Origin of the sequence: Massilia eburnea (assembly GCF_050709955.1) — a bacterium.
GTDB classification, from domain to species: domain Bacteria; phylum Pseudomonadota; class Gammaproteobacteria; order Burkholderiales; family Burkholderiaceae_D; genus Rugamonas; species Rugamonas eburnea_A.
The window spans coordinates 1-25,749 of record NZ_JBNZFX010000003.1 but is presented as its reverse complement, the minus strand read 5'-3'; the positions used below and the strand labels follow the sequence as shown (position 1 = coordinate 25,749).

The 25,749-nt window shown below is 61.4% G+C and carries 22 protein-coding genes and 1 pseudogene; 19 read left to right on the top strand and 4 right to left on the bottom strand.

Going from position 1 to position 25,749, the window contains the following annotated elements; translation table 11 throughout:
• Position 1 precedes the first annotated feature (1 nt).
• A complete protein-coding gene (locus tag ACQ4MM_RS03280; RefSeq protein WP_431476028.1) occupies positions 2 to 463 on the bottom strand; it encodes a rhodanese-like domain-containing protein in 462 nt (153 codons plus the stop codon).
• 218 nt (positions 464 to 681) lie between these two features.
• Between ACQ4MM_RS03280 and glnA the strand changes: the two genes are divergently transcribed.
• The 7 genes from glnA (at position 682) to ACQ4MM_RS03245 (ending at position 9,301) form a co-directional block, all read left to right on the top strand.
• A complete protein-coding gene (gene glnA, locus ACQ4MM_RS03275) occupies positions 682 to 2,097 on the top strand; it encodes a type I glutamate--ammonia ligase (RefSeq protein ID WP_431476027.1) in 1,416 nt (471 codons plus the stop codon).
• A gap of 99 nt (positions 2,098 to 2,196) precedes the next feature.
• Positions 2,197 to 2,685 carry a DUF4124 domain-containing protein gene (locus ACQ4MM_RS03270; RefSeq protein WP_431476026.1) on the top strand — a complete coding sequence of 163 codons (489 nt, stop codon included), beginning with the start codon at positions 2,197 to 2,199 and terminating at the stop codon, positions 2,683 to 2,685.
• Positions 2,682 to 3,773 carry a nitrogen regulation protein NR(II) gene (glnL, locus tag ACQ4MM_RS03265; RefSeq protein ID WP_431476025.1) on the top strand — a complete coding sequence of 364 codons (1,092 nt, stop codon included), beginning with the start codon at positions 2,682 to 2,684 and terminating at the stop codon, positions 3,771 to 3,773. The genes ACQ4MM_RS03270 and glnL overlap by 4 nt, the downstream gene beginning before the upstream one ends.
• Before the next feature lie 9 nt (positions 3,774 to 3,782).
• Positions 3,783 to 5,279, top strand: coding sequence for a nitrogen regulation protein NR(I) (ntrC, locus tag ACQ4MM_RS03260; RefSeq protein ID WP_431476024.1), 1,497 nt, complete (start codon positions 3,783 to 3,785; stop codon positions 5,277 to 5,279).
• Between the two features lie 119 nt (positions 5,280 to 5,398).
• A complete protein-coding gene (corA, locus tag ACQ4MM_RS03255; RefSeq protein WP_431476023.1) occupies positions 5,399 to 6,364 on the top strand; it encodes a magnesium/cobalt transporter CorA in 966 nt (321 codons plus the stop codon).
• A gap of 42 nt (positions 6,365 to 6,406) precedes the next feature.
• Positions 6,407 to 7,948 (top strand): HD domain-containing phosphohydrolase, encoded by a 1,542-nt coding sequence (locus tag ACQ4MM_RS03250; protein ID WP_431476022.1) that lies wholly within the window; start codon positions 6,407 to 6,409, stop codon positions 7,946 to 7,948.
• Between the two features lie 9 nt (positions 7,949 to 7,957).
• A complete protein-coding gene (locus ACQ4MM_RS03245; RefSeq protein WP_431476021.1) occupies positions 7,958 to 9,301 on the top strand; it encodes a sensor histidine kinase in 1,344 nt (447 codons plus the stop codon).
• Here the strand turns inward: ACQ4MM_RS03245 and ACQ4MM_RS03240 are convergent.
• Positions 9,276 to 10,910, bottom strand: coding sequence for an NAD(P)/FAD-dependent oxidoreductase (locus ACQ4MM_RS03240; RefSeq protein WP_431476020.1), 1,635 nt, complete (start codon positions 10,908 to 10,910; stop codon positions 9,276 to 9,278). The two genes, ACQ4MM_RS03245 and ACQ4MM_RS03240, sit on opposite strands and share 26 nt — an antisense overlap.
• 563 nt (positions 10,911 to 11,473) lie before the next feature.
• On the opposite strand from ACQ4MM_RS03240, the gene ACQ4MM_RS03235 reads away from it, so the two are divergent.
• The 3 genes from ACQ4MM_RS03235 (at position 11,474) to ACQ4MM_RS03225 (ending at position 17,403) form a co-directional block, all read left to right on the top strand.
• Positions 11,474 to 14,377 carry a TonB-dependent receptor gene (locus ACQ4MM_RS03235; protein ID WP_431476019.1) on the top strand — a complete coding sequence of 968 codons (2,904 nt, stop codon included), beginning with the start codon at positions 11,474 to 11,476 and terminating at the stop codon, positions 14,375 to 14,377.
• Positions 14,378 to 14,609: 232 nt separating this feature from the next.
• Positions 14,610 to 17,024, top strand: coding sequence for a TonB-dependent receptor domain-containing protein (locus ACQ4MM_RS03230; protein ID WP_431476018.1), 2,415 nt, complete (start codon positions 14,610 to 14,612; stop codon positions 17,022 to 17,024).
• Positions 16,951 to 17,403, top strand: coding sequence for a hypothetical protein (locus ACQ4MM_RS03225; RefSeq protein ID WP_431476017.1), 453 nt, complete (start codon positions 16,951 to 16,953; stop codon positions 17,401 to 17,403). Before ACQ4MM_RS03230 ends, ACQ4MM_RS03225 begins: the two co-directional genes overlap by 74 nt.
• 139 nt (positions 17,404 to 17,542) lie before the next feature.
• Here the strand turns inward: ACQ4MM_RS03225 and ACQ4MM_RS03220 are convergent, their stop codons facing one another.
• A complete protein-coding gene (locus ACQ4MM_RS03220) occupies positions 17,543 to 18,268 on the bottom strand; it encodes a 16S rRNA (uracil(1498)-N(3))-methyltransferase (protein ID WP_431476016.1) in 726 nt (241 codons plus the stop codon).
• 126 nt (positions 18,269 to 18,394) lie between these two features.
• Between ACQ4MM_RS03220 and ACQ4MM_RS03215 the strand changes: the two genes are divergently transcribed.
• From ACQ4MM_RS03215 to ACQ4MM_RS03175, 9 genes and pseudogenes are all read left to right on the top strand, one after another.
• A complete protein-coding gene (locus ACQ4MM_RS03215; RefSeq protein WP_431476015.1) occupies positions 18,395 to 19,864 on the top strand; it encodes a transketolase family protein in 1,470 nt (489 codons plus the stop codon).
• Positions 19,752 to 20,207: a transketolase-like TK C-terminal-containing protein gene (locus tag ACQ4MM_RS03210; protein ID WP_431476014.1), complete on the top strand. Its 456-nt coding sequence runs from the start codon at positions 19,752 to 19,754 to the stop codon at positions 20,205 to 20,207. Before ACQ4MM_RS03215 ends, ACQ4MM_RS03210 begins: the two co-directional genes overlap by 113 nt.
• Entirely contained in the window at positions 20,201 to 20,413 is a 213-nt protein-coding gene (locus ACQ4MM_RS03205) for a transketolase-like TK C-terminal-containing protein (RefSeq protein WP_431476013.1), read from the top strand. Before ACQ4MM_RS03210 ends, ACQ4MM_RS03205 begins: the two co-directional genes overlap by 7 nt.
• 6 nt (positions 20,414 to 20,419) lie before the next feature.
• Complete coding sequence (locus ACQ4MM_RS03200; protein WP_431476012.1) at positions 20,420 to 20,839, top strand: glyceraldehyde 3-phosphate dehydrogenase NAD-binding domain-containing protein; 420 nt, start codon at positions 20,420 to 20,422, stop codon at positions 20,837 to 20,839.
• Positions 20,840 to 20,958: 119 nt separating this feature from the next.
• Positions 20,959 to 21,015, top strand: a pseudogene (locus ACQ4MM_RS03195) (hypothetical protein); the annotation flags it as partial.
• A gap of 76 nt (positions 21,016 to 21,091) precedes the next feature.
• Positions 21,092 to 21,247 (top strand): hypothetical protein, encoded by a 156-nt coding sequence (locus ACQ4MM_RS03190; RefSeq protein ID WP_431476011.1) that lies wholly within the window; start codon positions 21,092 to 21,094, stop codon positions 21,245 to 21,247.
• A gap of 464 nt (positions 21,248 to 21,711) precedes the next feature.
• Positions 21,712 to 21,867 carry a hypothetical protein gene (locus ACQ4MM_RS03185; protein WP_431476214.1) on the top strand — a complete coding sequence of 52 codons (156 nt, stop codon included), beginning with the start codon at positions 21,712 to 21,714 and terminating at the stop codon, positions 21,865 to 21,867.
• Positions 21,815 to 22,906 carry a TonB-dependent receptor plug domain-containing protein gene (locus tag ACQ4MM_RS03180; RefSeq protein WP_431476210.1) on the top strand — a complete coding sequence of 364 codons (1,092 nt, stop codon included), beginning with the start codon at positions 21,815 to 21,817 and terminating at the stop codon, positions 22,904 to 22,906. The genes ACQ4MM_RS03185 and ACQ4MM_RS03180 overlap by 53 nt, the downstream gene beginning before the upstream one ends.
• Positions 22,839 to 24,521: a TonB-dependent receptor domain-containing protein gene (locus ACQ4MM_RS03175; RefSeq protein ID WP_431476010.1), complete on the top strand. Its 1,683-nt coding sequence runs from the start codon at positions 22,839 to 22,841 to the stop codon at positions 24,519 to 24,521. The genes ACQ4MM_RS03180 and ACQ4MM_RS03175 overlap by 68 nt, the downstream gene beginning before the upstream one ends.
• A gap of 17 nt (positions 24,522 to 24,538) precedes the next feature.
• Here the strand turns inward: ACQ4MM_RS03175 and ACQ4MM_RS03170 are convergent, their stop codons facing one another.
• Positions 24,539 to 25,507, bottom strand: coding sequence for a helix-turn-helix transcriptional regulator (locus tag ACQ4MM_RS03170; RefSeq protein WP_431476009.1), 969 nt, complete (start codon positions 25,505 to 25,507; stop codon positions 24,539 to 24,541).
• Positions 25,508 to 25,749: the final 242 nt, after the last annotated feature.

The window sequence follows — 25,749 nt, the reverse complement described above, 5'->3', positions numbered from 1 at the left end:
ATCAGGCGCCGGCCCAGGGCAGGCCGGCCTTGCACCAGCCGCCGACGTTCTTGCGGTGGCCCGCGCCGTCCTTGTCGCCTTCGAAGCCTTCCAGGATGTCGTAGCACTGGGTATAGCCGGCTTCCGTGGCCGCCTTGGCCGCGTGGCGCGAACGCACGCCGGAGCGGCACAGGAACACCACGACCGTGTCCTTGCCCGGTACCGCCGCCGCCAACTGCGCCAGGAAGTCCGGATTCGGCGTCCCGCCCGGATACACATTCCACTGCGCCGCATGGTGCTGCTCGGCCGGAATCGACACCCGTCCCACCCAATCGCGCTCGGCATTGGTCCGTACATCCACCAGGCGCACATGCGGGTCGCATGTCAGCAGCTCGTATGCCTCATGCGGGGTCACCGCACCGGCATAGGGCAGCGAAGTGTCGCGTTTGCGTGCACGCTCGAGGATTTCGGAATTGGAACTCATGGTTTTTCCTTTATGATGACCGCACCACAACGATGCGTTTGCATCAATTGGTGCAAATATGCACCATAGTGGTGCGAGAATTGGCAAGCGCACCCGCATGGTGCGTTGTTTACGTGTCGGTAGCATGGAATTAGCTGGCATGATATCTGCTTAATGTACCACCAGCGTTCGCCGCACCCAAGTGGTCGCGGCAGTTTTTTCACTTAGGAGATTATGTAATGGCACTGACCGCCGCAGACGTTCTGAAGATGGTACAAGAGCACGAAGTCAAGTTCGTGGACTTCCGTTTCGCCGATACCCGTGGTAAGGAACAGCACGTAACCGTGCCTGTGTCCCATTTCGACATCGACAAATTTGAATCGGGCCACGCTTTCGACGGTTCTTCCATCGCCGGCTGGAAAGGTATCGAAGCTTCCGACATGATTCTGCTGCCGGACCCAGCGACCGCCAATATCGACCCATTCTTCGAAGAAACCACCCTGTTCATGCAGTGCGACGTGATCGAACCGTCGGACGGCAAGGGCTACGACCGCGACCCACGCTCCATCGCCAAGCGCGCTGAAGCCTACCTGAAATCGTCCGGCCTGGGCGACACCGCCTACTTCGGCCCGGAGCCGGAATTCTTCATCTTCGACTCCGTGAAGTGGAAGATCGACATGTCGGGCGCCATGGTCAAGATCGACTCCGACGAAGCTTCCTGGTCGACCGACAAGGACATCGACGGCGGCAACTCCGGCCACCGTCCAACCGTGAAGGGCGGCTACTTCCCAGTGCCTCCGGTCGACTCGTTCCAGGACATGCGTTCCGAAATGTGCCTGATCCTGGAATCGATGGGCATCCCGGTTGAAGTGCACCACCACGAAGTGGCTGGCGCCGGCCAGAACGAAATCGGCACCAAGTTCTCGACCCTGGTTGAGCGTGCCGACTGGACCCAGAACCTGAAATACATCGTCTGGAACGTGGCTCACTCCTACGGCAAGACCGCAACCTTCATGCCTAAGCCTATCGTTGGCGACAACGGCTCCGGCATGCACGTGCACCAGTCGATCTGGAAAGACGGCAAGAACCTGTTCGCTGGCGACGGCTATGCCGGCCTGTCCGATTTCGCCCTGTACTACATCGGCGGCATCATCAAGCACGCCAAGGCACTGAACGCGATCACCAATCCAGGCACCAACTCGTACAAGCGCCTGGTGCCAGGCTACGAAGCGCCAGTGAAGCTGGCTTACTCCGCACGTAACCGTTCCGCTTCGATCCGTATTCCACACGTGGCCAATCCAAAAGGCCGCCGTATCGAAACCCGCTTCCCGGACCCACTGGCCAACCCATACCTGTGCTTCGCCGCACTGATGATGGCCGGCCTGGATGGCGTGCAGAACAAGATCCACCCAGGCGAAGCAGCGTCCAAAGACCTGTACCACCTGCCGCCGGAAGAAGATGCACTGATCCCGACCGTCTGCGCATCGCTGGAAGAAGCCCTGGATCACCTGAACAAAGACCGTGAGTTCCTGACCCGCGGCGGCGTGTTTACCGATTCGATGATCGATGCCTACATCGAACTGAAGATGACCGAAGTCACCCGCATGCGCATGACCACTCACCCGGTCGAGTTCGACATGTACTACTCCCTGTAATCAGGGTTCGATTGCCGGGATTAACCGGCAGTCAACAAAAACGCGGGGTCAGCAAGCTGCTTTCCTCGCGTTTTTTTTCGGATGTTGTATAGTCGGGGCATGAACACTCGCACTCTCGTATTACATGGTCTGGCGTTGCTGGCCGTGAGTGGCGCAGCGCAGGCGCAGCAAATTTTTCTTTGCGTCGATGCCGATGGCCGCAAGGAACTGACCGATAGCAACCGCAAGGGGAAGAGCTGCAAGATGCTGGACCTGCCAGGCGCCTCGATACCGGCGCCGGGTGGCGCGCGGCGCGGCGCTGCGCCATCCGCACCTGCCGTGGCGCCAGCTAATTTCCCTCGCGTCGAAAGCTCGGAGCAGAAAGCCCGCGATGCGGACCGCCGCGCCATCCTGACCGATGAGCTCAACACCGAAAACCGCAAGCTGGCGGATTTGCGCAAGGAATTCAACAACGGCGAGCCCGAACGCCGTGCCGACGAGCGCAATGCCGCCAAGTACCAGGAGCGCGTCGCTGGCCTGAAGGACAGCATCGCGCGTACGGAACAGAACGTGGAAGCGCTGAAGCGCGAGCTTTCCAATATCAAATGACCCCAGACAGCCTTGCCAGGATCCGGCCCGCTGAACTGGCAGGGCTGGACCTGCTGGCATCGGCTATTGTCATCGTCGATGGCGGCGGCCATATCCTGTACGTCAACGCCGCCGGCGAAAACCTGCTGGAATCGTCGCTGAAAGCGCTGGCGCGCCAGCCGCTGGGCGGACTGTTCGCAGTGCCGCTGGAGCTGGAAAACATCATCGCGCAAGCGCGCGAGCACAAGTTCTCCGACGTGCGGCAAGAGCTGGTGCTGGAGCGCGCCGGGCGCGAAGCGCTGCACGTGCACATCATCGCCAGCGCGCTGGACGAGCCGGACGGCGCGGTGATTATCGAGCTGCGCGAAATCGTGCAGCAGGTGAAGCAGGACCGCGAAGAGCGGTTGATGGACCAGAGCCAGGCCAACAAGGAGTTGATCCGCAACCTGGCGCACGAGATCAAGAACCCTCTGGGCGGCATCCGCGGCGCCGCGCAATTGCTGGAAATGGAACTGCCGCCGCTGCACCTGACGCAGCTGCGCGAATATACCCAGGTCATCATCAAGGAAGCGGACCGCCTGCAAACGTTGGTGGACCGCCTGCTGGCGCCGCACCGCCGGCCGCATATCGTGGGCGACGTCAACATCCACGAGGTGCTGGAGCGGGTGCGCAGCCTGATCCTGGCCGAATTCCCGGTCGGGCTCACCATCCGCCGCGACTATGACGCCTCCTTGCCCGAATTCCGCGGCGACAAGGAGCAGTTGATCCAGACGGTGCTCAATATCGCCCACAATGCCGCGCAAGCGCTGGCTTCACGCATCGAGCAGGGCGATGCCGAGATTGTTTTCCGCACCCGCGTGGCGCGTCAGATGACGTTGGCGAAGGTGCGTTATGCCCTGGCATTAGATTTGCATATCATCGATAACGGACCGGGCATCCCGCCCCAGATCCGCGACCGTATCTTCTACCCGCTGGTGTCGGGCAGGGATGGCGGCAGCGGCCTGGGACTGACGCTGGCGCAAACCTTCGTGCAGCAGCACATGGGGGTTATCGAATGCGAAAGCAGGCCTGGTCAAACGGACTTCAGAATCTTATTGCCTTTGCCTTGATCGGAATACATGAAACCAATCTGGATAGTTGACGACGACGAATCGATCCGCTGGGTGCTTGAGAAAGCCCTGGCGCGGGAGAACCTCGCTACGCGCAGCTTTGCCAATGCGCGCGACGCGGTCGCCGCGCTGGAGCATGAGACGCCGCAGGTGCTGGTGTCGGACATCCGCATGCCGGGCGACTCCGGCTTCGACTTGCTGCAATTGGTGAAGCAGCGCCATCCCGGCCTGCCGGTGATCATCATCACCGCCTTCTCCGACCTCGATTCCGCCGTCGCGGCCTTCCAGGGCGGCGCGTTTGAATACCTGGCCAAGCCTTTCGATATCGACAAGGCGGTGGAACTGATCCGGCGCGCGCTGGACGAAAGCCTGCGCGAATCGAGCATCGAATCGGGTCCGGCCGATACACCGGAGATCCTGGGCCAGGCACCGGCGATGCAGGAAGTGTTCCGCGCCATCGGCCGCTTGTCGCAATCGAATGTGACGGTGCTGATCACCGGCGAATCCGGTACCGGCAAGGAGCTGGTGGCACGCGCGCTGCACAAGCACAGCCCGCGCGCGGAGCAGCCCTTCATCGCCATCAATACGGCGGCGATTCCGAAAGACCTGCTGGAATCCGAACTGTTCGGCCATGAGCGGGGCGCCTTTACCGGCGCCCAGACCACGCGCCGCGGCCGCTTCGAGCAGGCCGAAGGCGGCACCTTGTTCATGGACGAAATCGGCGACATGCCGTTCGACCTGCAAACGCGCTTGCTGCGCGTGCTGTCGGATGGGCATTTCTACCGCGTCGGCGGCCACTCGCCGTTGAAGGCGAATGTGCGCGTGATTACGGCGACGCACCAGAACCTCGAACAGCGCGTACGCGATGGCTTGTTCCGCGAGGACTTGTATCACCGCCTGAACGTGATCCGCCTGCGCCTGCCCAGTTTGAGGGAGCGGCGTGAGGATATCCCTATTCTGGTGCGCCACTTCCTGGTGCAAAGCGCACGCCAGCTTGGCGTGGAAGCCAAGCGCATGAGCGATCCGACGCTGGCCTTCCTGCAGCAGCTTGAGCTGCCGGGCAATGTGCGCCAGCTGGAAAACCTGTGCAACTGGATCACGGTGATGGCGCCTGGCCAGACGGTGGAAGTGAAGGACTTGCCGCTGGAACTGACGCAGGGGCAGGACAGCCATGCGGCCGCTGCGCACGTCGCGCCGCCGGCCGTTCCTGAAACGGCGATGCCGCAGCACCATGGCAGCGTGCAGCCGCTGGCGCCGCCGGCACTGGCCTCCTCGCCGGAAGGCTGGCTCAGCCTGCTCGAGTTGCAGGCTGCGGGGATGTTGAGCAGCGGGCAGCAGGATGTGATGGATGTCCTGGGCCGCCAGTTTGAATCGGCCTTGATCCGCACGGCGCTGAAGTACACGCACGGGCGCAAGAACGATGCCGCGATCCGGCTCGGGATCGGGCGCAATACCATCACACGCAAGATAGCCGAACTGGGTATCGACGGCGCCAAGGACGACTAATGTCCACTTCGGGGTCAGGAACAAAAGTGGACATTTCCTTCGAAAATGTCCACTTTTGTTCCTGACCCCGAAGCGGACATTTTTGTTATGCTGCGGGCTTGGAAATTTGAGGAGCCTGCATGCTGATTAACTGCGTCGCCTACCAGGATGGGCGCAAGCTGGCTGATATCCCGGTCGAGGACATCAGCGATTACGTGGCGCGTGAAGACGCCTTTGTCTGGGTGGCGCTGCGCGATGCGTCACCCGCCGAACTCGAAGTGATGCAGGCGGAGTTCGGCCTGCACGAACTGGCAGTGGAAGACGCCAGCCGCGGCCAGCAACGTCCGAAGATCGAGGAATACGGCGACTCGCTGTTCGTGGTCGTCAAAATGCTCGAACTGCGCGAAGACGAGCTGCACGTCGGCGAAGTCGATATCTTCGTCGGCCCGAACTACGTGCTGTCCAACCGTTCCAACTCCACCAAGGACTTCCTCGGCGTGCGGGCCCGCGCCGAGCGCGAGCCGCACCTGCTGCAGCAAGGCTCCGGCTTCGTGCTGTACGCCTTGATGGATGCCGTGGTCGATCGTTACTTCCCGATCATCGACTCGCTGGAACTTGAGCTGGAAAAAATCGAGGAGCGCATCTTCATCCGCGGCTCGCAGCAGGACAATATCGAGCGGCTGTACGAACTCAAGCGCAAAGTGATGACCGTGCGTCATACCGTCGCTCCCTTGCTCGATGCAATTGGCAAGCTGCACGGCGGCCGCGTGCCTGCGGTCTGCAGCAACACGCAGGAATACTTCCGCGACGTGCACGACCACTTGCTTCGCATCAACTCCGCGCTCGATACCATGCGTGAGACCATCGGCACGGCGATCCAGGTCAACCTGTCGATGGTGGCGCTGGAAGAGGGGGAAGTGAATAAGCGGCTGGCGGCGTGGGCCGCTATTTTCGCCGTGCTGACCGCTTTTGCCGGCCTGTGGGGCATGAATTTCAAGCACATGCCCGAGCTGGACTGGCGTTTTGGCTATCCGGCCGCCCTGACTTTAATGGCTGTTGTTTGCGGCGCATTGTATCGACGCTTTAAGAAGGTTGGCTGGCTGTAACGGTATATAATTTACAATAAACAACCTCGCGTGGGGCTGGGCATGGTGGATGACGCAATGTTGTTCGACGATGATGAGTTGCCCGCCCCGGCTGCGGCCCTGCCGCCCTGGGAAATCCTGATCGTTGATGACGAGCAAGCGGTACACCAGGTCACTGAACTGGTGATGTCGGACTTTGAGTTCGACGGCCGCCGCGTGCACTTCTCCCATTGCTATTCCGGCAGCGAAGCGCGCGCGCGGCTGTCGCAGCCTGGCCAGTTTGCCCTGATCCTGCTCGACGTGGTGATGGAGTCGGAACATGCCGGCCTGGAGCTGGTGCGCTACATCCGCGAAGAGCTGGGCGACCGCAATGTACGTATCGTGCTGCGCACCGGCCAGCCGGGCCAGGCGCCGCAGGCGCTGGTGCTGAAATCCTACGACATCAACGATTACCGCGAAAAGACCGAGCTGACGCACGCCAAGCTCAGTACGGTGTTCTATGCCGGCCTGCGCGCCTACCGCGACCTGATGCGGCTGGAGCGCGCCCGACTGGGCTTGCGGCGCTCGATCGATGCCATTACCCATGTCTGCGATTCGGACAACCTGCGCCACTTCTGTTCGGCCGTGCTGGAACAGGCCTCCGCATTATTGGGGCGCGAAGCGGAAGGCGTGTGCGCCAGCCGCTTGAACGCCTACGCGGCGGCGCGCCAGCCGGGCCGCCTGCAAGTGCTGGCAGTGACCAACGCCTATGCCGAGCTGGCGCTGGAGGAAACCCTGGATCACTTGCCGGCACGGGTGCGCGACGCCTTCCTGCGCTGCATGGCGGAACAGGCTGACCATTACGGCCCGCTGTACTACGCCTGCTACTACCGCACGCGCGACGGCAATGAGAGCCTGCTTTACATGTCCTTCAGCGAGCCGCTGGAAGACGAGGAACGTGAGCTGCTTGGCCTGTTCTCGGCCAACGTCGCCATTACCTACGAAAGGTTGCTGGCGCGCGAGGAACTGGAGGCGACCCAGGAGGCCATCATCCATATCCTCGGCGAAGCGCTGGAGAGCCGCTCGGCTGCCGCCGGCGGCCACGTCGAGCGCGTCGGCGAGATTGCCGCCATGCTGGGCGCAGCGATCGACATGCCGGACAACGCCGTGCGCCAGTTGCGCCACGCCGCGCCGCTGCACGATATCGGGCACGCCGGCATTCCGGACGAAATCCTCAACCTGCCGGGCCCGCTCGATGCGGCGCAGCGCACGCGCATGCAGGGCCATAGCGATATCGGCTGGCACATGCTGTCCACGTCGACGCAGCCGGTGCTGCAGCTGGCCGCGCGCATCGCCCACGAACATCACGAACGCTGGGATGGCGCCGGTTATCCGCAAGGCTTGCAGGGTGCCGATATCAGCCTGGTGGCGCGGATTACCGCGCTGGCCGATTTTGTCGATGCCATGGTGAGCCCGCGCAGCTATCGCCCGCCGCATACCCTGCAGCACGCGCTGGATGCGGTGCGCGAGGGCAGCGGCAGCCGCTTCGATCCTGCGCTGGCCAACCTGCTGTTGCAGCATCAGGACGATTTGCAAGACCTGTATCGGCGCCACCCACCCCATTAGGAGCACGCCATGCAATTATTCGATGCCAACGACGCGCGCACCCTGGCCGAAGCGGCGTTGCGCTCGATTACCGATTCCACCGCGCGCGCCCGTGGCGACGAATTCTTCCGGGTGCTGGTGCGCGACCTGGCGGCGGCCCTGGACGTGACCTATGTGATCGCCGGCCGCGTGATCCGCCTGCCCGACGGGCAGGAGGGCATCCGCACGCTGGCGGTATGGGGCGGCGAGGAATTCCTGCCCAATATGGAGTACAGCCTGGAGCACACGCCCTGCCACAACGTCACCGACCAGACCATGTGCTTCCACGGCTGCGGCATCCAGCAGGATTACCCGCTGGACGCGCTGCTGGTGGACATGAAGGCGGAAAGCTACGTCGGCATGCCGATGGTCGACACCGAGGGCAAGGCGCTGGGCATCCTGTCGGCGATCGACACCAAGCCGATCGACGAGAACAAGCGCTTGCTGGCGCTGTCGCTGCTGTCGATCTTCACCGCGCGCGCGGCGGCCGAGCTGCAGCACCAGGACCGCGAACATCTGCTGGAAGAAAAGGTGGCGCGCCGCACCGATGCCTTGCGCGCGGCGCAGGCCAGCCTGGTGGAGCAGGAGAAGCTGGCGGCACTGGGTTCGCTGGTGGCCGGCGTGGCGCATGAAGTGAACACGCCGGTCGGCGTGGCGCTGACGGCGGCATCGGCCATGAGCAGTTATACGGCGCAGCTGGTGCAGGCGCTGGAAGCGCCGAAAGTGAGCCGCTCCGACCTGGTCAACCTTGCCGCGCGCCTGAACGATGCGGCGGCACTGATCGAGCAGAACCTGCACCGCGCGGCGGCACTGATCGGCAACTTCAAGCAGCTGGCGGTGGACCAGGGGAGCGAGCATGTGAGCACGCTGGCGCTGAAGGACTATGTGCAGGGCGTGGTGTCGGCGCATAGTCCTGAACTGCGCAAGGCCCGCATCAAGGTCGAAGTGGAGATCGACCACTTGCTGCGGCCACGGCTGCCGCCCGGGAAGTTCTCGCAGGTGCTGTCCAATCTCCTGATGAATGCCGCGCGCCACGCTTATCCCGACGGGCAGGGCGGCACCGTGACGGTGCGCGCCAGTGTCGCCGACGGTTGGCTGGACATGGATTTCATCGACCAGGGCGTGGGCCTGGCGCCCGGCGTACGGGAAAGGATTTACGAGCCCTTTTTCACCACCAAGCGCGGGCAGGGCGGCTCAGGGCTGGGCATGCACATCGTCTACACCATCATGCAGCAGATGGGCGGCGCGGTGGAAGTGCACAGCAAGCCCGGGCAGGGCTGCCGCTTCCACCTGCATATGCCGTTCGAGGTCAAGACTTGTCTGCCGCCTGCATAGACAGCGCAACGGCTTCCGCCACCTTGATGCCGTCCACGCCGGCCGACAGGATGCCGCCGGCATAGCCGGCGCCTTCGCCGGCCGGGAACAGGCCGCGCGTGTTCAGGCTTTGCAGGTCGTCGTTATTGCGCTTGATGCGGATCGGCGACGAGGTGCGCGTTTCCAGGCCGGTCAGCACGGCGTCGTGCTTGAAGTAGCCTTTAACCTGTTTGTCGAAGGCGGGGAAGGCTTCGCGCAGCGCCACCACTGCGTATTCGGGCAGGATGGTGGCCAGGTCGGTCCAGGTGATACCCGGCTTGAAGGAGGGTGCTACGGCGCCGACGTCGCTTGATGCGCGGCCCGCCACGAAATCGCCCATCAATTGGCCCGGCGCATTGTAGTTGGAGCCGCCCAGCACATAGGCCTTCTCTTCCAGGCGTCGCTGCAGCTCGATGCCGGCCAGGGGGTGGCCCGGGTAGTCCTCCTCCGGGCTGATCGACACCACGATGGCGCTGTTGGCATTGCGTTCGGCGCGCGAATATTGCGACATGCCGTTGGTGACCACCCGGCCCGGCTCCGATGCTGCCGCCACCACGGTGCCGCCCGGGCACATGCAGAAGCTGTACACGGCGCGGCCGTTGCTGGCATGGTGTACCAGCTTGTAGTCGGCTGCGCCCAGGATGGGGTGGCCGGCATTCGGGCCGAAGCGGCACTGGTCGATCAGCGATTGCGGGTGTTCGACGCGGAAGCCGATCGAGAACGGCTTGGCTTCCACGTACACGCCGCGCTGGTACAGGCTTTCAAAGGTGTCGCGCGAGCTGTGGCCGATGGCCAGCACCACATGGCTGGTCTCGATGTATTCACCGCTGGCCAGGTGCAAGCCACGCACCTGGCGCACGCCATTTTCCTCGCGGATGTCGAAGTCGGTGACGCGCTGCTCGAAGCGGATTTCGCCACCCAGGGCGATGATTTCCTCGCGCATGTTTTCCACCATCTTTACCAGGCGGAAAGTGCCGATGTGCGGCTTGCTGACGTAAATGATTTCTTCCGGCGCGCCGGATTTGACAAACTCGGTCAGCACCTTGCGGCCGTAGTGTTTGGGGTCGCTGATCTGGCTGTACAGCTTGCCATCCGAGAAGGTCCCGGCCCCGCCCTCGCCGAACTGCACATTCGATTCAGGGTTCAGTATCCGCTTGCGCCAGAAACCGAAAGTATCCTTGGTGCGCTCGCGCACGGCCTTGCCGCGCTCGAGGATGATCGGTTTCAAGCCCATTTGCGCCAGGATCAGGGCGGCGAACAGGCCGCATGGCCCCATGCCGATCACCACCGGGCGCGGCTGCTTGCCATCGGCATTGACGCCCTGCGCCACGTATTTGTAGGCCATGTCGGGCGAAACCATCAGGTGCTTGTCATCGGCGCGCTTGGCCAGGATGCCCGCGTCGTCCTTGGTTTCCACGTCCACCGAGTAAATTAGCGAGATGTTCGACTTTTTTCGCGCATCATAGCTGCGCTTGTACACAGTAAAGCCCAGCATCTGGTCCGGTGAAATCTTCAGGCGGGCCAGGATGGCTTTGGCCAGCTCCGGTTCTTCGTGGTTCAGAGGGAGCTTGATTTCGTTCAGTCGCAACATGATGGTCTTTCTCTGCAGGATGGGGCGCGCAGCGGGCCCAAAGGCGACATTCTACCTGCTTTCAATGGTTGTAATCACGCAACGATGACATGCCAGGATACAAACATTTACTGTACTTTGCAGGGGAAGGGTGCAATAGTTGATAAATTGCGCAGCTTTCTAATAGGAAAGTGAATTAACTCAAGCAATAACTCAATTAGTTCGCCGATTAACTTTGCGGACTGTCTTATGGTCGCCGATTCTCAGGCGATTAATATCAAATATTAATATGCGCAAATTTCCACTAAAGCGTTAAACGTGGTTATTTGAATTGCAAACTTCATTCAATTCCGCCCAAGACGGCAGCTTTTGTAGCGAAACGTATCGAACTACGTGATCGTACTCAATGATGCTTTAGCACTGTTGTTTTTTATCATACCGGCGGCGCTTTTATTGACATAGGCAAGTTGGTCATGGTCTCATCCTACGCTGAAATCAATTAATGCAATTGACTTCGGTATCGCCCAAAAGGCGGTCATGTTTTTTTGGTTTAGTCGGGACAAACAAATATTTTAGGAACCAAAATGTTGAAAAAGACGATTCTTGTTCGTTCGCTGGCCGTTGCTTTCGGCGGCGCGGCCGTTCTGGCCGCCATGCCTGCCATGGCGCAGCAGCAGTCTGGCGAAAGTGTCCAGCGTGTGGTGGTGACCGGCTCCCTGATCAGCCGTACCGATACTGAAACCGCTGCCCCGGTTCAAGTGCTGACCGCCCAAGACATCCAGCGTAGTGGCAAGACTTCGGTCGCCGAACTGCTGGTCGACCTGGCCGCCAACGGCGCAGGTACCCTGGGCACCGGCTTCTCCGGCGCGTTTGCAAACGGCGCCAGCGGCATTTCGCTGCGCGGCCTGAGCGTTGGCGCGACCCTGGTGCTGGTTGACGGCCACCGTGTTGCTCCATATCCACTGTCGGATGACTCGCAACGCTCCTTCGTCGACGTTTCGTCGATCCCATTTGACGCCATCGATCACATCGACGTCCTGAAGAGCGGCGCATCGGCGACCTACGGTTCCGACGCTATCGCCGGCGTGGTGAACATCGTTCTGAAGAAGAGCATCACCGGCACCCGTGTCAACGTAGAAGGCGGCAACACCCAGCATGGCGGCGGCAAGACCACGCGTGCATCGTTCGGCACCGGCTTCGGCGATCTGGACAGCGACGGCTACAACGCCTTCATCACGGCTGAATATCGCCGTCAGGAAGCAATCAAAGTTGCTGACCGCGAAGGCAACGACTGGGATAACCGCGACTGGCGCCTGCGCGGCGGTAACAACATCAACCTGGGTGCGCCTGTCGCCCGTATCGATCCTGCGACCGGCCTGCCAGTCAGCATCAACGGCTTCCTGACTGCAGCCAGCACCCCGTTCCTGTACAACCCGAATGGCGTGAAAGTCAACGGCTCTGCAGCTTTGAACGCAGCGAACTACCAGTTCCTGGATGCAAACTGCAACTTCAATAAGTACATGTCCGACAGCTGCACCGTGCGCGACACCGCCGGCAACATCCAGCCACGGACCCAAAACATCAACGTGATGGCTGGCTTCACCAAGAAGCTCGGCGCCGATTGGGAACTGGGCCTGAAGGCTTCCCTGTTCCGTCGCGATAGCCTCAACAACCGCGGCATGGGTGCGACCTTCTCGCCAAGTACGTTCGCGGGTAACACCACCCTGAACAATGGCGTGCTGACTGCTGGTGTGAACCGTATCGCCAACACCACCTTCGCTGCCGGTGCGAAGGTAGGCGGCGGCGGTGTCACCAACAACCTGGGCGCTGCGGCGCGCCTGTATGGTTATATCCCTAATGTTGACCCAACCAACACGCTGGACAATACCGCCAAGACCACCCGCTTCGCTGCCGACATCAAAGGTACGGCCGCAGGCTGGGATATCAACGGCGGCGCCGGTGTCACCGAAGTCAAGACCGACATCAAGTACAGCGGTTACATCGACCGTCCTGCATTGTACTCGGCTCTGAACGCCGGTATTTTCAACGTGATGGGCGGCAACGATCCGGCAATCATGGCGTCCGTTTCGCCGCACTTCACCAACGAGCTGAGCTCCAAGCTGAACTACATTGACCTGATCGGTTCCCGCGAACTGATGCAACTGGGTCAAGGTCCGCTGGCACTGGCAGTTGGTGCCCACTGGCATAAGCGCAAGCAGAATTCGCCACCGGCCGCCCCAACCTTGACCGGTCAAGTGGCCAGCACCACTGCTTTCGTGATTGGCGACGAAACCAACTCCGCAATCTTCGCTGAGCTGCAAGCCAACCCGATCAAGACTCTGGAAGCTCACTTGTCGGCTCGTTACGACAAATACGATAGCTACGGTCACTCGTTCACTCCGGCAGCCAACTTCAAGTGGGCCCCGATGAAGCAACTGGGCTTCCGCGGTGGCATCGCCAAAGGTTTCCGTGCTCCTAACCCGGCTGAAGTGGGTAACGCAGGTTCGTTCTTCACCTTCAACGCGATTCCTGACCCGATCCTGTGCCCGGACGGCAAAACCACGACCGCAGGCAATGCGATCACCCAGTGCGCGATCAGCCCACCGTATGTCCAGATCACCAACAAGAATCTGGAACCTGAGAAGTCGACCTCGTACAACCTGGGCATCATCCTGGAGCCGGTCAAGGACCTGAACGCGACCTTCGACTACTACAACATCGAAGTGAAGAACCAGATCGTGACCGCAGCCGGCAACCTGCCGGGCTTCGTGCCGACCTTCGTGCGTGTAGCTCCGGTTCCGATGGAGATCTCGGACGGCAACGGCGGTACCGTCCTCGCTACGCCAAGTGTCGGTACCGCGGCTTACGCCATGTCGCCGTACATCAACAGCGGCAAGACCAAGACCAGCGGCGTGGAAGCTGACATCAGCTACCGCTGGCGCCTGGGCGACATGGGTACCCTGCGCGCGAACCTGAGCGCAGCGCACACCATTTCGTACAAGCAGATCGCTGCTGACGGTACTGTCTACTCGCTGGCAGGCACCCAAGGCCCGTCCGTGGTTGGCGGCGCAACCGGTAACCCGAAAGACCGTGCACAGTTCACCCTGGGCTATGTCCGCGGTCCTCTGGATCTGAGCGCAACCATGAACTACACCAGCTCGTTCTCGACTCTGGATCCATCGGTGCACGGCACTGACTGCGCATCGACCGGTCTGGACGTCGGTGGCCGTACCTACTTCCAGGGCGTTGACCAGCCTGCGGAGTACTGCCGCGTGTCTTCGTTCACCACCACCAACCTGAACGTGGTGTACAAGATCACCAAGGATCTGTCGATCCGTGGCGCGATCCTGAACGTGTTCGACAAGGCACCTCCGATCGACGTTGGTACTTACGGCAATGCGACTGCACAAACCTCGTACAACGCTTCGTTGCACCAGGCTGGCGCAGTTGGCCGCTTCTTCTCGCTCGGCCTGACCTATCAGTTCTAATCCGAGCTAGCTAGTAAGCCCCGCAAAACGGATACCTTCGGGTATCCGTTTTTTTTTTTTGCTTTTTCTTTCATTTGTCGTAAAAGCGACAGGCAGCTTGTAGATTCGAAGCTGAATCCTATCGACTCCTGCACAATCCGCTTTTTTCATTATTCATTGCTGAATTGACATGCTCTGATGAATACGCCGCAAGTCGCGGCTAGTACAAAAACAGAGAGTCAAAGAGGAAACGATGATGAAAGAAACCATCCTGTCGCGCTCGGTGCGACTGATGTTCATGGCCGGCCTGGGCGTTGCAGCCCTGCCGGTGATGGCTGAGGAAAACATCCAACGGGTCGAGATTACCGGCTCTGCAATCAAGCGCGTTGCGGTTGAAGGCGCGCTGCCGGTACAGACCTTGTCCAAGGCGCAGATCGAGCAGACCGGCGCCACTACCGTGGCCGACCTGGTCGCCACGCTGCCCTCAATGCAGGGCTTTGTCACCTCGGCTGCGTCGATCAACGGCGGCGGCGGCGGTGTGCAGACCGCCTCGGTGCACGCGATCGGCACCGGTTACACGCTGGTGCTGCTGAACGGCCGCCGCATCGCACCTTACAGCTCGGGTTCGGCAGTCAACCTGGCGTCGATCCCGCTGGCGGCGGTGGAGCGGGTGGAAATCCTGACCGACGGTGCGTCCGCACTGTACGGCTCCGATGCGATTGCCGGCGTGGTCAACTTCATCCTGAAGAAAAACCAGACCGACGCCCACATCGAGCTGACTTACAACCGCCCCACCAAGGGCAGCCAAGGCTCGACTTCCAACGTGGCCATCTCCAAGGGCTTCGGCGAGTTGGAGACCGACGGCTTCAATGTGCTGCTGGCCTACAGCCACGATACGCAGAAGGAGCTGAGCGCCAGCGACCGCCGCTTTTCGGCTCCAGGCGGCGTGCATGAATTCGGCGAAGGCGGCAAGCGCTATTCGCTGTACCAGGTATCGGCCAATTCGATTCCGGGCAACGTCAATGCGCGCACCAGCAACGGCAATGTGCTGTTCAATCCAAGCCTGATCAACACCGGCGCATGCGGCGCGCCGAATACCTTCAAGGTGGGCGACCGCTGCATGTTCAACTACGGTTCGGTGGTCGAGCTGCTGCCGGAACTGAAGCGTGACGGCTTGTTCGCGTCCACCAATATCAAGCTTAACGCCGACTGGACCTTCTTCGCCGAAGGCCTGTATTCGAAGTTCACCAGCACCGCACGCTATGCGCCGCCGGCCCAGCCGCTGTCGCTGGACATCAACTCCGCGCTGTACCAGGCCAATGTGGTACCGGCCCTGGTCAAGCTGGGCGTCGATCCTGCCACCGTGAATTCGGCCACCATGAGCCTGCGCCTGGTCGATGCCGGCGGACGTACCGACGACTGGAAGACTGAAGCGAAACACCTGGCCCTCGGTGTCGAGGGACGCCTGGGTGGCTGGGACCTGAATGCCTCCTACACCCATTCCGAAACCACGGCGCAAGACCATGCGGTCTCCGGCTATACGAGCAGCGACAAGCTGGACGCTCTGATGGCTTCAGGCGCCTACAACCCCTTCATCGTGCCGACTGCGGAGACGCGCGCGGCATTGGCTTCGGCCGTGCTGCACCAGAAGCTGGACGAGACCAAGTCGAAGATCGACGTGGTGAACCTGCGCGGCTCCCGTTCCATATTCGAGGCGCCGGGCGGCTCCGCCATGCTGGCGCTGGGTGGCGACTTCCTGCGCCAGAACTATGTCTACGACCCGAGCGCGATCACGATGGGCGCCAACAGCCTGCAGCCTGGCTTTACCGACAGCCCGATCGGCGGCATCTCGGGCGCGCTGCCGACCGACGCTTCGCGCAAGAACTGGGGCGCCTTTGCAGAACTGGTGGTGCCGGTGGTGAAAGGACTTGAACTGACCGGCGACGTGCGCTACGACAGCTACGATGCGGTCAAGGACAAGATGAACTTCGACAGCACCGGCAAGCTGATTGCTCCGGCGACCAAGGGCAACGAGGCAAGCAAGACCACCTACAAGCTGGCAGCCGCCTGGCGTCCGGCCGACAGCGTGCTGGTACGCGGTTCCTACGGCACCGGCTTCAAGGCGCCGGTGATGACCGACATTACCAACCCGCTGCAAGGCGGCGGTTCGTCGAATGCGCATCCATGCCCAATCACCTCGGGCCCGCTGCTGCCGCTGTGTAACGGCAACTCGGAGTACAACCTGCTGAATGGCGGCAACCCATATTCCGGCGCGTCCGGCTTGAAGCCTGAGACTTCCAAGCAGGCTTCCATTGGCCTGCGCGTGGAGCCTACCCGCCAGCTGTCGATCGGCTTCGATTTCTGGGACGTGAAGATCAGCGACCAGATCTCCAAGCTGCCGGAAAACGAAGTGTTCAACAACCCGGCCAAGTATATGGGCCTGTTTGTGTCCTACTACGATCCGATCCAGAAGCAGAACACCCTGGCTGCGTCGCTGACGCCGTTCAACCTGGCCAAGTCGCACTACCAGGGCATCGATTGGGACCCACACGTACAAACAGGGCAAGCTGTCGTTCAACTGGACCGGTACCTATATGAAGAAGGCCGATTTCCAGACGCTGGCGACCGATCCGGTCGAGAACAGCGTGGGCCGCTTCGATTCGTATAACTCGGTGACTTTCCGCTGGATCAGCAAGGTGGTGGCGAGCTGGAAGCAGTCGGATGTGCTGACCCATTCGCTGACCGGGGTGTACAAGTCGGGTTACCAGGATATGCCGATCGGCGAGGGCAACCAGGCGGTGCGGGACGAAGCGGGCAATTTCGTGGCGCTGAACCGCAAGGTGGGCGATTACCTGGTGTGGGATTGGCAGACGCGCTATCGCTTCAATCCGAACCTGGTGCTGACTGGCGGTGTCAAGAACCTGTTTGACCGGGAACCGCCGTTCTCGCAGCGGATTGCGGGCGGGGGGAATCAGATGGGGTTTGATGCGCGGTATACCGATCCGCTGGGCAGGCAGGTGTATCTGGTGGGGAGCTACAAATTCTAAAACCGGTAAACCGGGGTCAGACCCGCAGGGTCTGACCCCTAACGGTCTCGCGGTCCGGGGCAGGTTCGGCCCAGAACCAACCCCGTGGCAGGTGAGCAGACAGGGTCTGACCCTTGGGTCAGACCCAGGTTTACCGGTTTCAAATCCCGCCCCAGGCCGCAGAAAGGATGGACACCGCCGCCAGCGCCGCAGTCTCCGTCCGCAGCACCCTCGGCCCGATCGACAAGGGCAGGGCGCCATGCCGCAAAGCCTCAGCCTCCTCCTCATCGGAAAAGCCGCCTTCCGGCCCGACCATGATGCTGAGCGCCTGCGCCGGCTGGTGCCTTGCCCAATCCGCCAGCGACTCGCCTGCGCGCGGAGTCAGGATGACGCGTTTGTGCAGGTCCTGGCGCGAAATCCATTCACGGAATTCCAGCGGCGCCGTCACCGGCGCCAGCCGGTTACGGCCGCACTGCTCCGAAGCCGACACCACGATGCCATTCCAGTGCTCCAGCTTTTTCTCGGCCCGTTCGGCCGACAAGCGCACCACGCAGCGGCGCGTGGCCAGCGGCTGGATGCCGGCCACGCCCAGCTCCACCGCCTTCTCGATGATCCAGTCCATCTTCGTCCCTTCCGGCAAGGCCTGGGCCAGGGTCACGGCAAACGGCAGCTCCACTTCGCGCGGATCGAAGACCTTGAGCTCCGCCCAAGCCTTTTTCTTTTGCACTTCTGTCAACACTGCCGTATACTCGCCGCCATCTCCATTGAACAGGGTGAGCGTGTCGCCCGGTTCCATGCGCACCACATTGATATGGTGGGCAACGTCGGCTGGCAGCTCCAATTGCTGGCCTGCGGCAAGGGGCTGTGGCACGTGGAAACGGGGCATATAGTCACTTCGGAAAGATTGAAATGCACCAATTTTAAGCGTTGGTGTCACGCTCTGGTAAAATATTGGGTTCCGAAAGCGGCGCCTGCCGCAGTGCACCAAATACTCAACCTTCCTCGATATACGATGAAAACTTCGCTCCCCTTCACCAAAATGGCCAACGCAATCCGTGCGCTGGCAATGGACGCTGTGCAAAAGGCCAACTCCGGCCACCCAGGCATGCCAATGGGCATGGCCGAGATTGCAGTAGCACTGTGGAGCGGTCATCACCGCCACAACCCGACCAACCCTGCCTGGGTCAACCGCGACCGCTTCCTGCTGTCCAACGGCCACGGCTCGATGCTGCACTACGCGCTGCTGCACCTGTCGGGTTACGAAGTTTCGATGGACGACCTGAAGGCCTTCCGCCAACTGCACTCCAAGACGCCAGGCCACCCTGAAGTCGGCTATACCCCAGGCGTGGAAACCACCACCGGCCCGCTCGGCCAGGGCATCGCCAACGCAGTCGGCATGGCGCTGGCTGAATGGCTGCTGGCTTCCGAATTCAACAAGCCTGGCTTCGACGTAGTCGACCACTACACCTACGCCTTCCTGGGCGACGGCTGCCTGATGGAAGGCATTTCGCACGAGGTGTGCTCGCTGGCCGGCACCCTGGGCCTGAAAAAACTGATCGCCCTGTACGACGACAACGGCATCTCGATCGACGGCAAGGTCGAGGGCTGGTTCACCGACGACACCCCTAAGCGCTTCGAATCCTACGGCTGGAACGTGATCAAGAACGTGGACGGCCACGACGTCGCCGCGCTGTCCGCCGCCATCGAACAAGCCAAGAAATCCGACAAGCCAACCCTGGTTTGCTGCAAGACCATCATCGGCAAGGGCTCGCCGAACCTGCAAGGCGGCGACAAGGTCCACGGCGCACCGCTGGGCGACAAGGAAATCGCCGCAGTGCGCGAGTACATCTCCTGGGGCGCCGAGCCGTTCGACATTCCGCACGATGTGAAGGAAGCGTGGGACTTCAAGGCAGAGGGCGCGAAATTCGAAGCCAGCTGGAACGACATGTTCGCCAAGTACTCGGCCCAGTACCCTACCGAAGCCGCTGAACTGACCCGCCGCATGAAGGGCGAACTGCCGGGCAACTTCCAGGCAACCCTGGATGCCGCCATCGCTGCCTGTATCGAGAAGAAAGAAACCATCGCCACCCGCAAGGCATCGCAGAACGCGATCCAGGCACTGGCACCGATCCTGCCGGAATTCCTGGGCGGTTCGGCCGACCTGACCGGTTCCAACCTGACCAACTGGAAGGAATGCATCGCGGTTCGTTCCGGCGTGCCGGGCAACCACATCAACTACGGCGTGCGCGAGTTCGGCATGTCCGCCATCATGAACGGCGTCGCCCTGCACGGCGGCTACATCCCGTTCGGGCGCGACCTTCCTGACCTTCGCCGACTACAGCCGCAACGCACTGCGCATGGCCGCGCTGATGAAGGCAGCGTGCCCTGTTCGTGTTCACCCACGACTCGATCGGGCCTGGGCGAAGACGGCCCGACCACACCAGTCGGTGGAGCACGTTTCCTCGCTGCGCCTGATCCCTAACCTGGACAACTGGCGTCCGGCCGACACCGTCGAATCGATGGTCGCCTGGGGCGAGTCCGTGAAACGTGCCGACGGCCCTTCGACCCTGATCTTCTCGCGCCAGAACCTGCCGTTTATCGAGCGTTCGGCTGAAGTCCTGGCCAACGTCGCCAAAGGCGGCTACGTGCTGTCCGACGAAGCCGGCGCCAAGGCCATCTTGATCGCCACCGGTTCCGAAGTGGAACTGGCCATGAAAGCCGCCGCCGAACTGAAGGCAGCCGGCACCCCGGTGCGTGTGGTTTCCATGCCCCGTCGACCGACGTGTTCGACCGCCAGGACGCAGCCTACAAGGCATCCGTGCTGACCAAGGGCCTGCCACGCGTGGCGATTGAAGCAGGCGTCACCGCATTCTGGTACAAGTATGTTGGCCTGGAAGGCGCAGTGGTTGGTATCGACACCTTCGGCGAATCGGCGCCGGCTGGCGTGCTGTTCAAGCACTTCGGTTGTCACCGTCGACAATGTCGTGGCAAAAGTCAAAGCAGTCATCTAATTTCTATCCATCAGGAGTAACGGAGTATGACGATCAAAGTAGCAATTAACGGTTATGGCCGTATCGGCCGCAATGTCCTGCGTGCTTTCTACGAAGGCGGCAAAAAGCAGGGACATCCCAGATCGTGGCAATCAACGACCTGGGCAACGCTGAGTCGAACGCCCATCCTGACCCGCTACGACACCGCGCACGGCAAGTTCCCTGGCACCGTCACGGTGGAAGGCGACAACATGATCGTGAACGGCGACTCGATCCGCGTGTTCGCGCAGCGCAACCCTGCTGAAATCCCATGGGGCGAGCTGGGCGTGGACGTGGTGCTGGAGTGCACCGGCTTCTTCACCACCAAGGAAAAAGCTTCGGCCCACCTGAAAGGCGGCGCCAAGAACCGTGATCAATCTCCGCACCAGGCGGCAAGGACGTTGACGCGACCGTCGTGTACGGCGTGAACCACGGCGTGCTGAAAGCTTCGGACACCGTGATCTCGAACGCTTCCCCTGCACACACCAACTGCCTGGCCCCGCTGGTCAAGCCGCTGAACGACGCCATCGGCCTGGAAACCGGCCTGATGACCACCGTGCACGCTTACACCAACGACCAGGTGCTGACCGACGTGATGCACGAAGACCTGCGCCGCGCCCGTTCCGCAACCCAGTCCATGATCCCGACCAAGACCGGCGCCGCCTGCCGCTGTTGGCCTGGTGCTGCCGGAACTGAACGGCAAGCTGGACGGCTACGCCATCCGCGTTCCAACCATCAACGTGTCGATCGTCGACCTGTCCTTCATCGCCAAGCGCGACACCACCGTTGAAGAAATCAACAAGATCATGAAGGAAGCATCGGAAGGAGCGCACTGAAAGGCGTGCTGACCTACCAGACCGAGCCGCTGGTTTCGGTGGACTTCAACCACAACCCGGCATCGTCGAACTTCGGACGCCACCCTGACCAAGGTGTCGGGCAAGCTGGTCAAGGTTTCCTCCTGGTACGACAACGAGTGGGGCTTCAGCAACCGCATGCTGGACACCACCGTGGCCCTGATGAACGCCAAGTAATCAGCCATTTGCTGTGAAGAAGGGCGCCTGCGGGCGCCCTTTTTGTTTTTTAAGTGCCCATGCGGGCGTTTTTTTTTGTATTAAAAACGTAAGTTTGTGTATCGGCAAGCTTTCACTATTCGAAACTTACGTTGTCAATTGCCAACAATTTCACACAATATTGCTTTTGTGCTAAACAATTCCTTCAAAAAACGTTTACGCGATGGGCAGACTCCCACGGTGCCGCCTCAAAAGGGTGGACGCATAAATAAACATCTAGGGAGAATGTGTTGAACAAGCAATTTGTTGTGAAGCGCAGCGTAGTCGCAGTAGCGCTTACCCTGGCAGGTTCGCAGTTTGCGTTCGCGCAAACCGACGCAACCGTCCAGCCAGTTGTCCAGAAAGTGGTCGTCACCGGCTCGAACATCAAGCGCGGCAATCAATGAGCAGACCGCATCGCCTGTCCAGGTGCTGGGCCGTGATGAAATCAAGGCGATGGGTGCTTCCACCGTCAAGGACATCGTCGATACCCTGACCGCGAAGACCTCCGACCTGACCGACCTCGGCAGCAGCAATTCGTTCTCGTCGGGCGCAACCGGCCTGTCGCTGCGCAACCTGGGCAAGGGCTCGACCTTGACCCTGCTGAACGGCCGCCGCGTGTCGAACTTCGGTACCGCCGATGGCGGCCAGCAAACCTTCGTCAACATCGACTCGATTCCATCCGAAGTGATTGAACGCGTCGAAGTGCTGCTGGACGGCGCCTCGGCAATTTACGGCTCGGACGCCATCGCCGGCGTGGTCAACATCATCACCAGGAAAGAATTCAGCGGCCTGACCCTGCGCGCCGGTGCGCGCCAGTCGCTGGTCAAGAGCGACCTGGACCGCGACCAGACCGCATCCGTTACCTGGGGCCTGGGCGATTTCAATTCGCAGGGCTGGAACGTGTTCAACCACCTGGAACTGTTCCACCGCAGTCCGTATGACGACCGCGCCATCAAGAACCGCCTGCCGGACTGGTACGTCACCCACGTCAGCCCAACCTTCGGCGTGAAGTCGACTTACTCCACCCCAGGCAACTACTTCGGCAAATACCCGAACCCATACCCAGCCAACCCTTCGCTGGCCGGCAAGTCGATCGCTACCGCGGCACCTGGCTGCGCACCTGAGCTGCTGGAAGACGGCCTGTGCAAATTCGACCAGTGGGCCCGCGTCGGCGCGCATGCCGAGGCAGACCGTGCCAACTTCATGTCCTCGGGCCGCCTGAAGATTAACGACAACCTGAACGCTTTCGCTGAAATCACGCTGTCGGATACCAAGACCACCTTCTACAACGCGCCGGCGACCATGTCGTACACCGGCACGCCATCGCGCTGGTTCAACGCCCAGACCCGCCAGCTCGAGTCCTTCCACCGAGCCAATGCTGCCGGTGGGCCACCCGTACAACCCGTACAGCTTCCCGATCCAGTTGCGCTACCGCTATGCTGATTCGCTGGAAATGTACAAGAACGAAGCCCACGCTCGCCAGTACCGCGTCATGGCCGGCCTGGAAGGCACCCATTTCGGTTGGGACTGGAACAGCGCGATCGGTACCATGGCCAACACCTCGGATGCCGAAGGCCGTGGCGCCAAGCATGCCAAGAATTACCTGGCTGCCGTCCTGAGCGGCGAGTACAAGTTCGGGCAGGTGAACAGCGATGAACTGTTGAAGCGCATGTTCCCGACCAACAGCTTCAACGGCAAGTCGAAGCAAACCTTCATTGACCTGCGTGCATCGCGCGAACTGATGCAGCTGCCAGGCGGCCCGATGCAGGTGGCCGTTGGCGCGGAATACCGCCGTGACAGCTTCGATTCCTGGGTCAGCGAAAACATCGCCAACGCGGAACTGGTCGGCTACGGCTCGATCAACGTGACCGGCGGCCGCAATATGTACGCTGCTTACACCGAGTTGTCGGCACCGGTGATCAAGGACCTGGAACTGAGTGGCGCGCTGCGCATGGACAAGGTCGGCAAGACCGATGCCAACGTGGTGCCGAAGTTCAGCGCCCGCTATCAGTTGCATCCAAGCCTGATGGTACGTGGTACCGTGTCGCAAGGCTTCCGTGCCCCGAATGCTGCGGAAACCGGCAAAGTCGCGCTGTCCGCCTTCCAGAACCGCATCCAGGATCCGAAGCGTTGCGCCACCGCGACCCAGCTGTACAACGAACTGTTGAAGGGTACTGCGGTCGACAAGGCCGACGCGATTCGTGCCCGTGACGCGGGCTGCTCCGCCAGCGCCGCAGTCGATATCGCCGGCAACCCGGACCTGGATCCAGAAAAGTCGAAGAGCGTGAACGGCGGCGTGGTATGGCAGCCGACCCAGGACCTGTCCATGAGCCTGGACTACTATCGCATCGAGCGCCGCAATGAAATCGGCACCCTCGACGTCGACCAGATCCTGGCCATGGAAGACAGCAAACCTGGCCTGGTCAACCGCCTGGCGGTCACCGACGACGACCGCAACCTGTCGCAGCGCGTGTTCGAATTGTCGGGCAAGCGCATCGAACATACCACCGGTCCAATGTCGGCCATCTCGATGTCTTACCAGAACCTGAACCGCACCAAGGTTTCCGGCCTGGACTTCGAGCTGAACCATCAGATCAACCTGGGTTCCTACGGCAAGTTCCGCAACACTGTGCGCGCGAACTACCAGCTCGACTACCGCAGCTGGGACACTGTCGAGAACGACTTTACGGAAAACCTGGCTGGCCTGTACGGCAACCCGCGTTACACCGTGCGCGCTACCTCGAACTGGAACAGCGGTCCATGGAAAGCCGGTGGCGCCATGACCTACCGTCCGGGTACCCAGTTGATCAGCAACAAGTACGACGAGAACAACACGGCGGAAGGTTGCGAAGCACGTGATATCCCGGCTGACTACTGCCGCATCAAGAAGGACGTGGTATTTGACGCGAACTTCGGCTACACCGGCATCAAGGACCTGGGCATCTACGTCAACGTGGACAACGTGTTCAACCGCCAGTCTGTCGTCAACGTGCGTACCACCGGCCTGCCGCTGCGCGGCCGCGTACTGCGCCTGTCGGCTGAGTACAAGTTCTGGTAAGAGCTGGAGCTGTTTAGCTAGCTAGCGAGGCGCGCCAACCGGCGCGCCTCTTCTTTTATGGCGTCGCGTAATTCTTCCGGACCTTCGATGGTGAAGTCGAAATTCCAGGAGGCCAGCACGCGCGCGAACCAGCTATAGCTGGTGGTGGTGGTCTTCAGCCGCACCCCGCCTTCGACTGCGGCCAGCGGACCGATATAGCGGCCCACTTCGCGCGCGGCGCCGGCCAGGTCGGTGTGGAGCAGCACCTGCACCGGCAAGGGGCGCGGCAAGGTCGCCATCGCGTGCTGCAACTGCGCGGCGGCATCAAAGCTGTCGGGCTTGTCGAACACGGCGCCCGTTTCTGCCACCTCGGCAATGCGGTCTAGCCGGAACGAGCGGATCGCCAGCCGCAAACGGCATAGTCCCACCACATACCAGCGTGTATGGCTGAATACCAGCCCGTAAGGATCGAACTCGCGCTGCATGGCCTCGCCATCTTGCGGCGTGTAGCGGAAGCGCACCCGATGCTGGGTCTGCGCGGCCAGCGCCAGCGCCGTCAGTTCACCGGTCAGGGCAGGGCGGGCCGTGCCGGAATAGCTCCAGCGCTGCTCCGGCGTGTCGAGCACAGCAGTTTCGCGCAGCGCCTGCACGCTGCCTTGCAAGGCGGGCGGCATCACGCGTTCCAGTTTGGCTTGGGCACTGGCCACGGAGGGCGCGGTATCGGCCAGGCGCAGCGAGCGCACCGCCATCAGGCCCAGTGCCACGGCCGATGCTTCGTCATTGGTGAACATCAGCGGCGGCAGTTTGAAACCCGGCACCAGCATATAGCCGCCATAGCGGCCCCGTTCCGCCGTGATCGGGATGCCCAATTCTTCCAGCATGGCGATATAGCGGCGCAGCGTGCGACGGTCGATGCCGAGGCGCTCCGACATCTCGGCGCCCGAAATCTGCCGCTGGCTCTGCAGCAGTTCGAGGATGGATAGGGCTTTGATCGCGGGTTTTGACATGATGCTGCCATCATTGCATGAAAACAGGGCGGATATTGTCCTATATTGGTTGGACAATGCTTCATCCCAAACAAGAACAATGAGGCAAGCACATGGAAACCATCCTGTACCACCGCGCACCGCAGGGCTGTGCATTCGGCGTGATCGTCGCTCTCGAATGGCTATGCCGGCCGTACCGCCTGGTGCAGGTCGACCTGCCGGGCTTGCCGGTACCGGTGCTCCAGGCGGGCGGCAAGCTGCTG

What these genes read in the sequence shown, in the direction of transcription:
- glnL (WP_431476025.1), top strand. Translation starts at nt 2,682, where the DNA reads ATGACCCCAGACAGCCTTGCCAGGATCCGGCCCGCTGAACTGGCAGGG.
- ACQ4MM_RS03280 (WP_431476028.1), bottom strand. Translation starts at nt 463, where the DNA reads ATGAGTTCCAATTCCGAAATCCTCGAGCGTGCACGCAAACGCGACACT.
- ACQ4MM_RS03225 (WP_431476017.1), top strand. Translation starts at nt 16,951, where the DNA reads ATGAAGAAGGCCGATTTCCAGACGCTGGCGACCGATCCGGTCGAGAAC.
- ACQ4MM_RS03215 (WP_431476015.1), top strand. Translation starts at nt 18,395, where the DNA reads ATGAAAACTTCGCTCCCCTTCACCAAAATGGCCAACGCAATCCGTGCG.
- ACQ4MM_RS03175 (WP_431476010.1), top strand. Translation starts at nt 22,839, where the DNA reads ATGCTGCCGGTGGGCCACCCGTACAACCCGTACAGCTTCCCGATCCAG.
- ACQ4MM_RS03200 (WP_431476012.1), top strand. Translation starts at nt 20,420, where the DNA reads ATGACGATCAAAGTAGCAATTAACGGTTATGGCCGTATCGGCCGCAAT.
- ntrC (WP_431476024.1), top strand. Translation starts at nt 3,783, where the DNA reads ATGAAACCAATCTGGATAGTTGACGACGACGAATCGATCCGCTGGGTG.
- glnA (WP_431476027.1), top strand. Translation starts at nt 682, where the DNA reads ATGGCACTGACCGCCGCAGACGTTCTGAAGATGGTACAAGAGCACGAA.
- ACQ4MM_RS03220 (WP_431476016.1), bottom strand. Translation starts at nt 18,268, where the DNA reads ATGCCCCGTTTCCACGTGCCACAGCCCCTTGCCGCAGGCCAGCAATTG.
- ACQ4MM_RS03240 (WP_431476020.1), bottom strand. Translation starts at nt 10,910, where the DNA reads ATGTTGCGACTGAACGAAATCAAGCTCCCTCTGAACCACGAAGAACCG.
- ACQ4MM_RS03245 (WP_431476021.1), top strand. Translation starts at nt 7,958, where the DNA reads ATGCAATTATTCGATGCCAACGACGCGCGCACCCTGGCCGAAGCGGCG.
- ACQ4MM_RS03230 (WP_431476018.1), top strand. Translation starts at nt 14,610, where the DNA reads ATGATGAAAGAAACCATCCTGTCGCGCTCGGTGCGACTGATGTTCATG.
- ACQ4MM_RS03210 (WP_431476014.1), top strand. Translation starts at nt 19,752, where the DNA reads ATGAAGGCAGCGTGCCCTGTTCGTGTTCACCCACGACTCGATCGGGCC.
- ACQ4MM_RS03250 (WP_431476022.1), top strand. Translation starts at nt 6,407, where the DNA reads ATGGTGGATGACGCAATGTTGTTCGACGATGATGAGTTGCCCGCCCCG.
- ACQ4MM_RS03270 (WP_431476026.1), top strand. Translation starts at nt 2,197, where the DNA reads ATGAACACTCGCACTCTCGTATTACATGGTCTGGCGTTGCTGGCCGTG.
- ACQ4MM_RS03170 (WP_431476009.1), bottom strand. Translation starts at nt 25,507, where the DNA reads ATGTCAAAACCCGCGATCAAAGCCCTATCCATCCTCGAACTGCTGCAG.
- corA (WP_431476023.1), top strand. Translation starts at nt 5,399, where the DNA reads ATGCTGATTAACTGCGTCGCCTACCAGGATGGGCGCAAGCTGGCTGAT.
- ACQ4MM_RS03235 (WP_431476019.1), top strand. Translation starts at nt 11,474, where the DNA reads ATGTTGAAAAAGACGATTCTTGTTCGTTCGCTGGCCGTTGCTTTCGGC.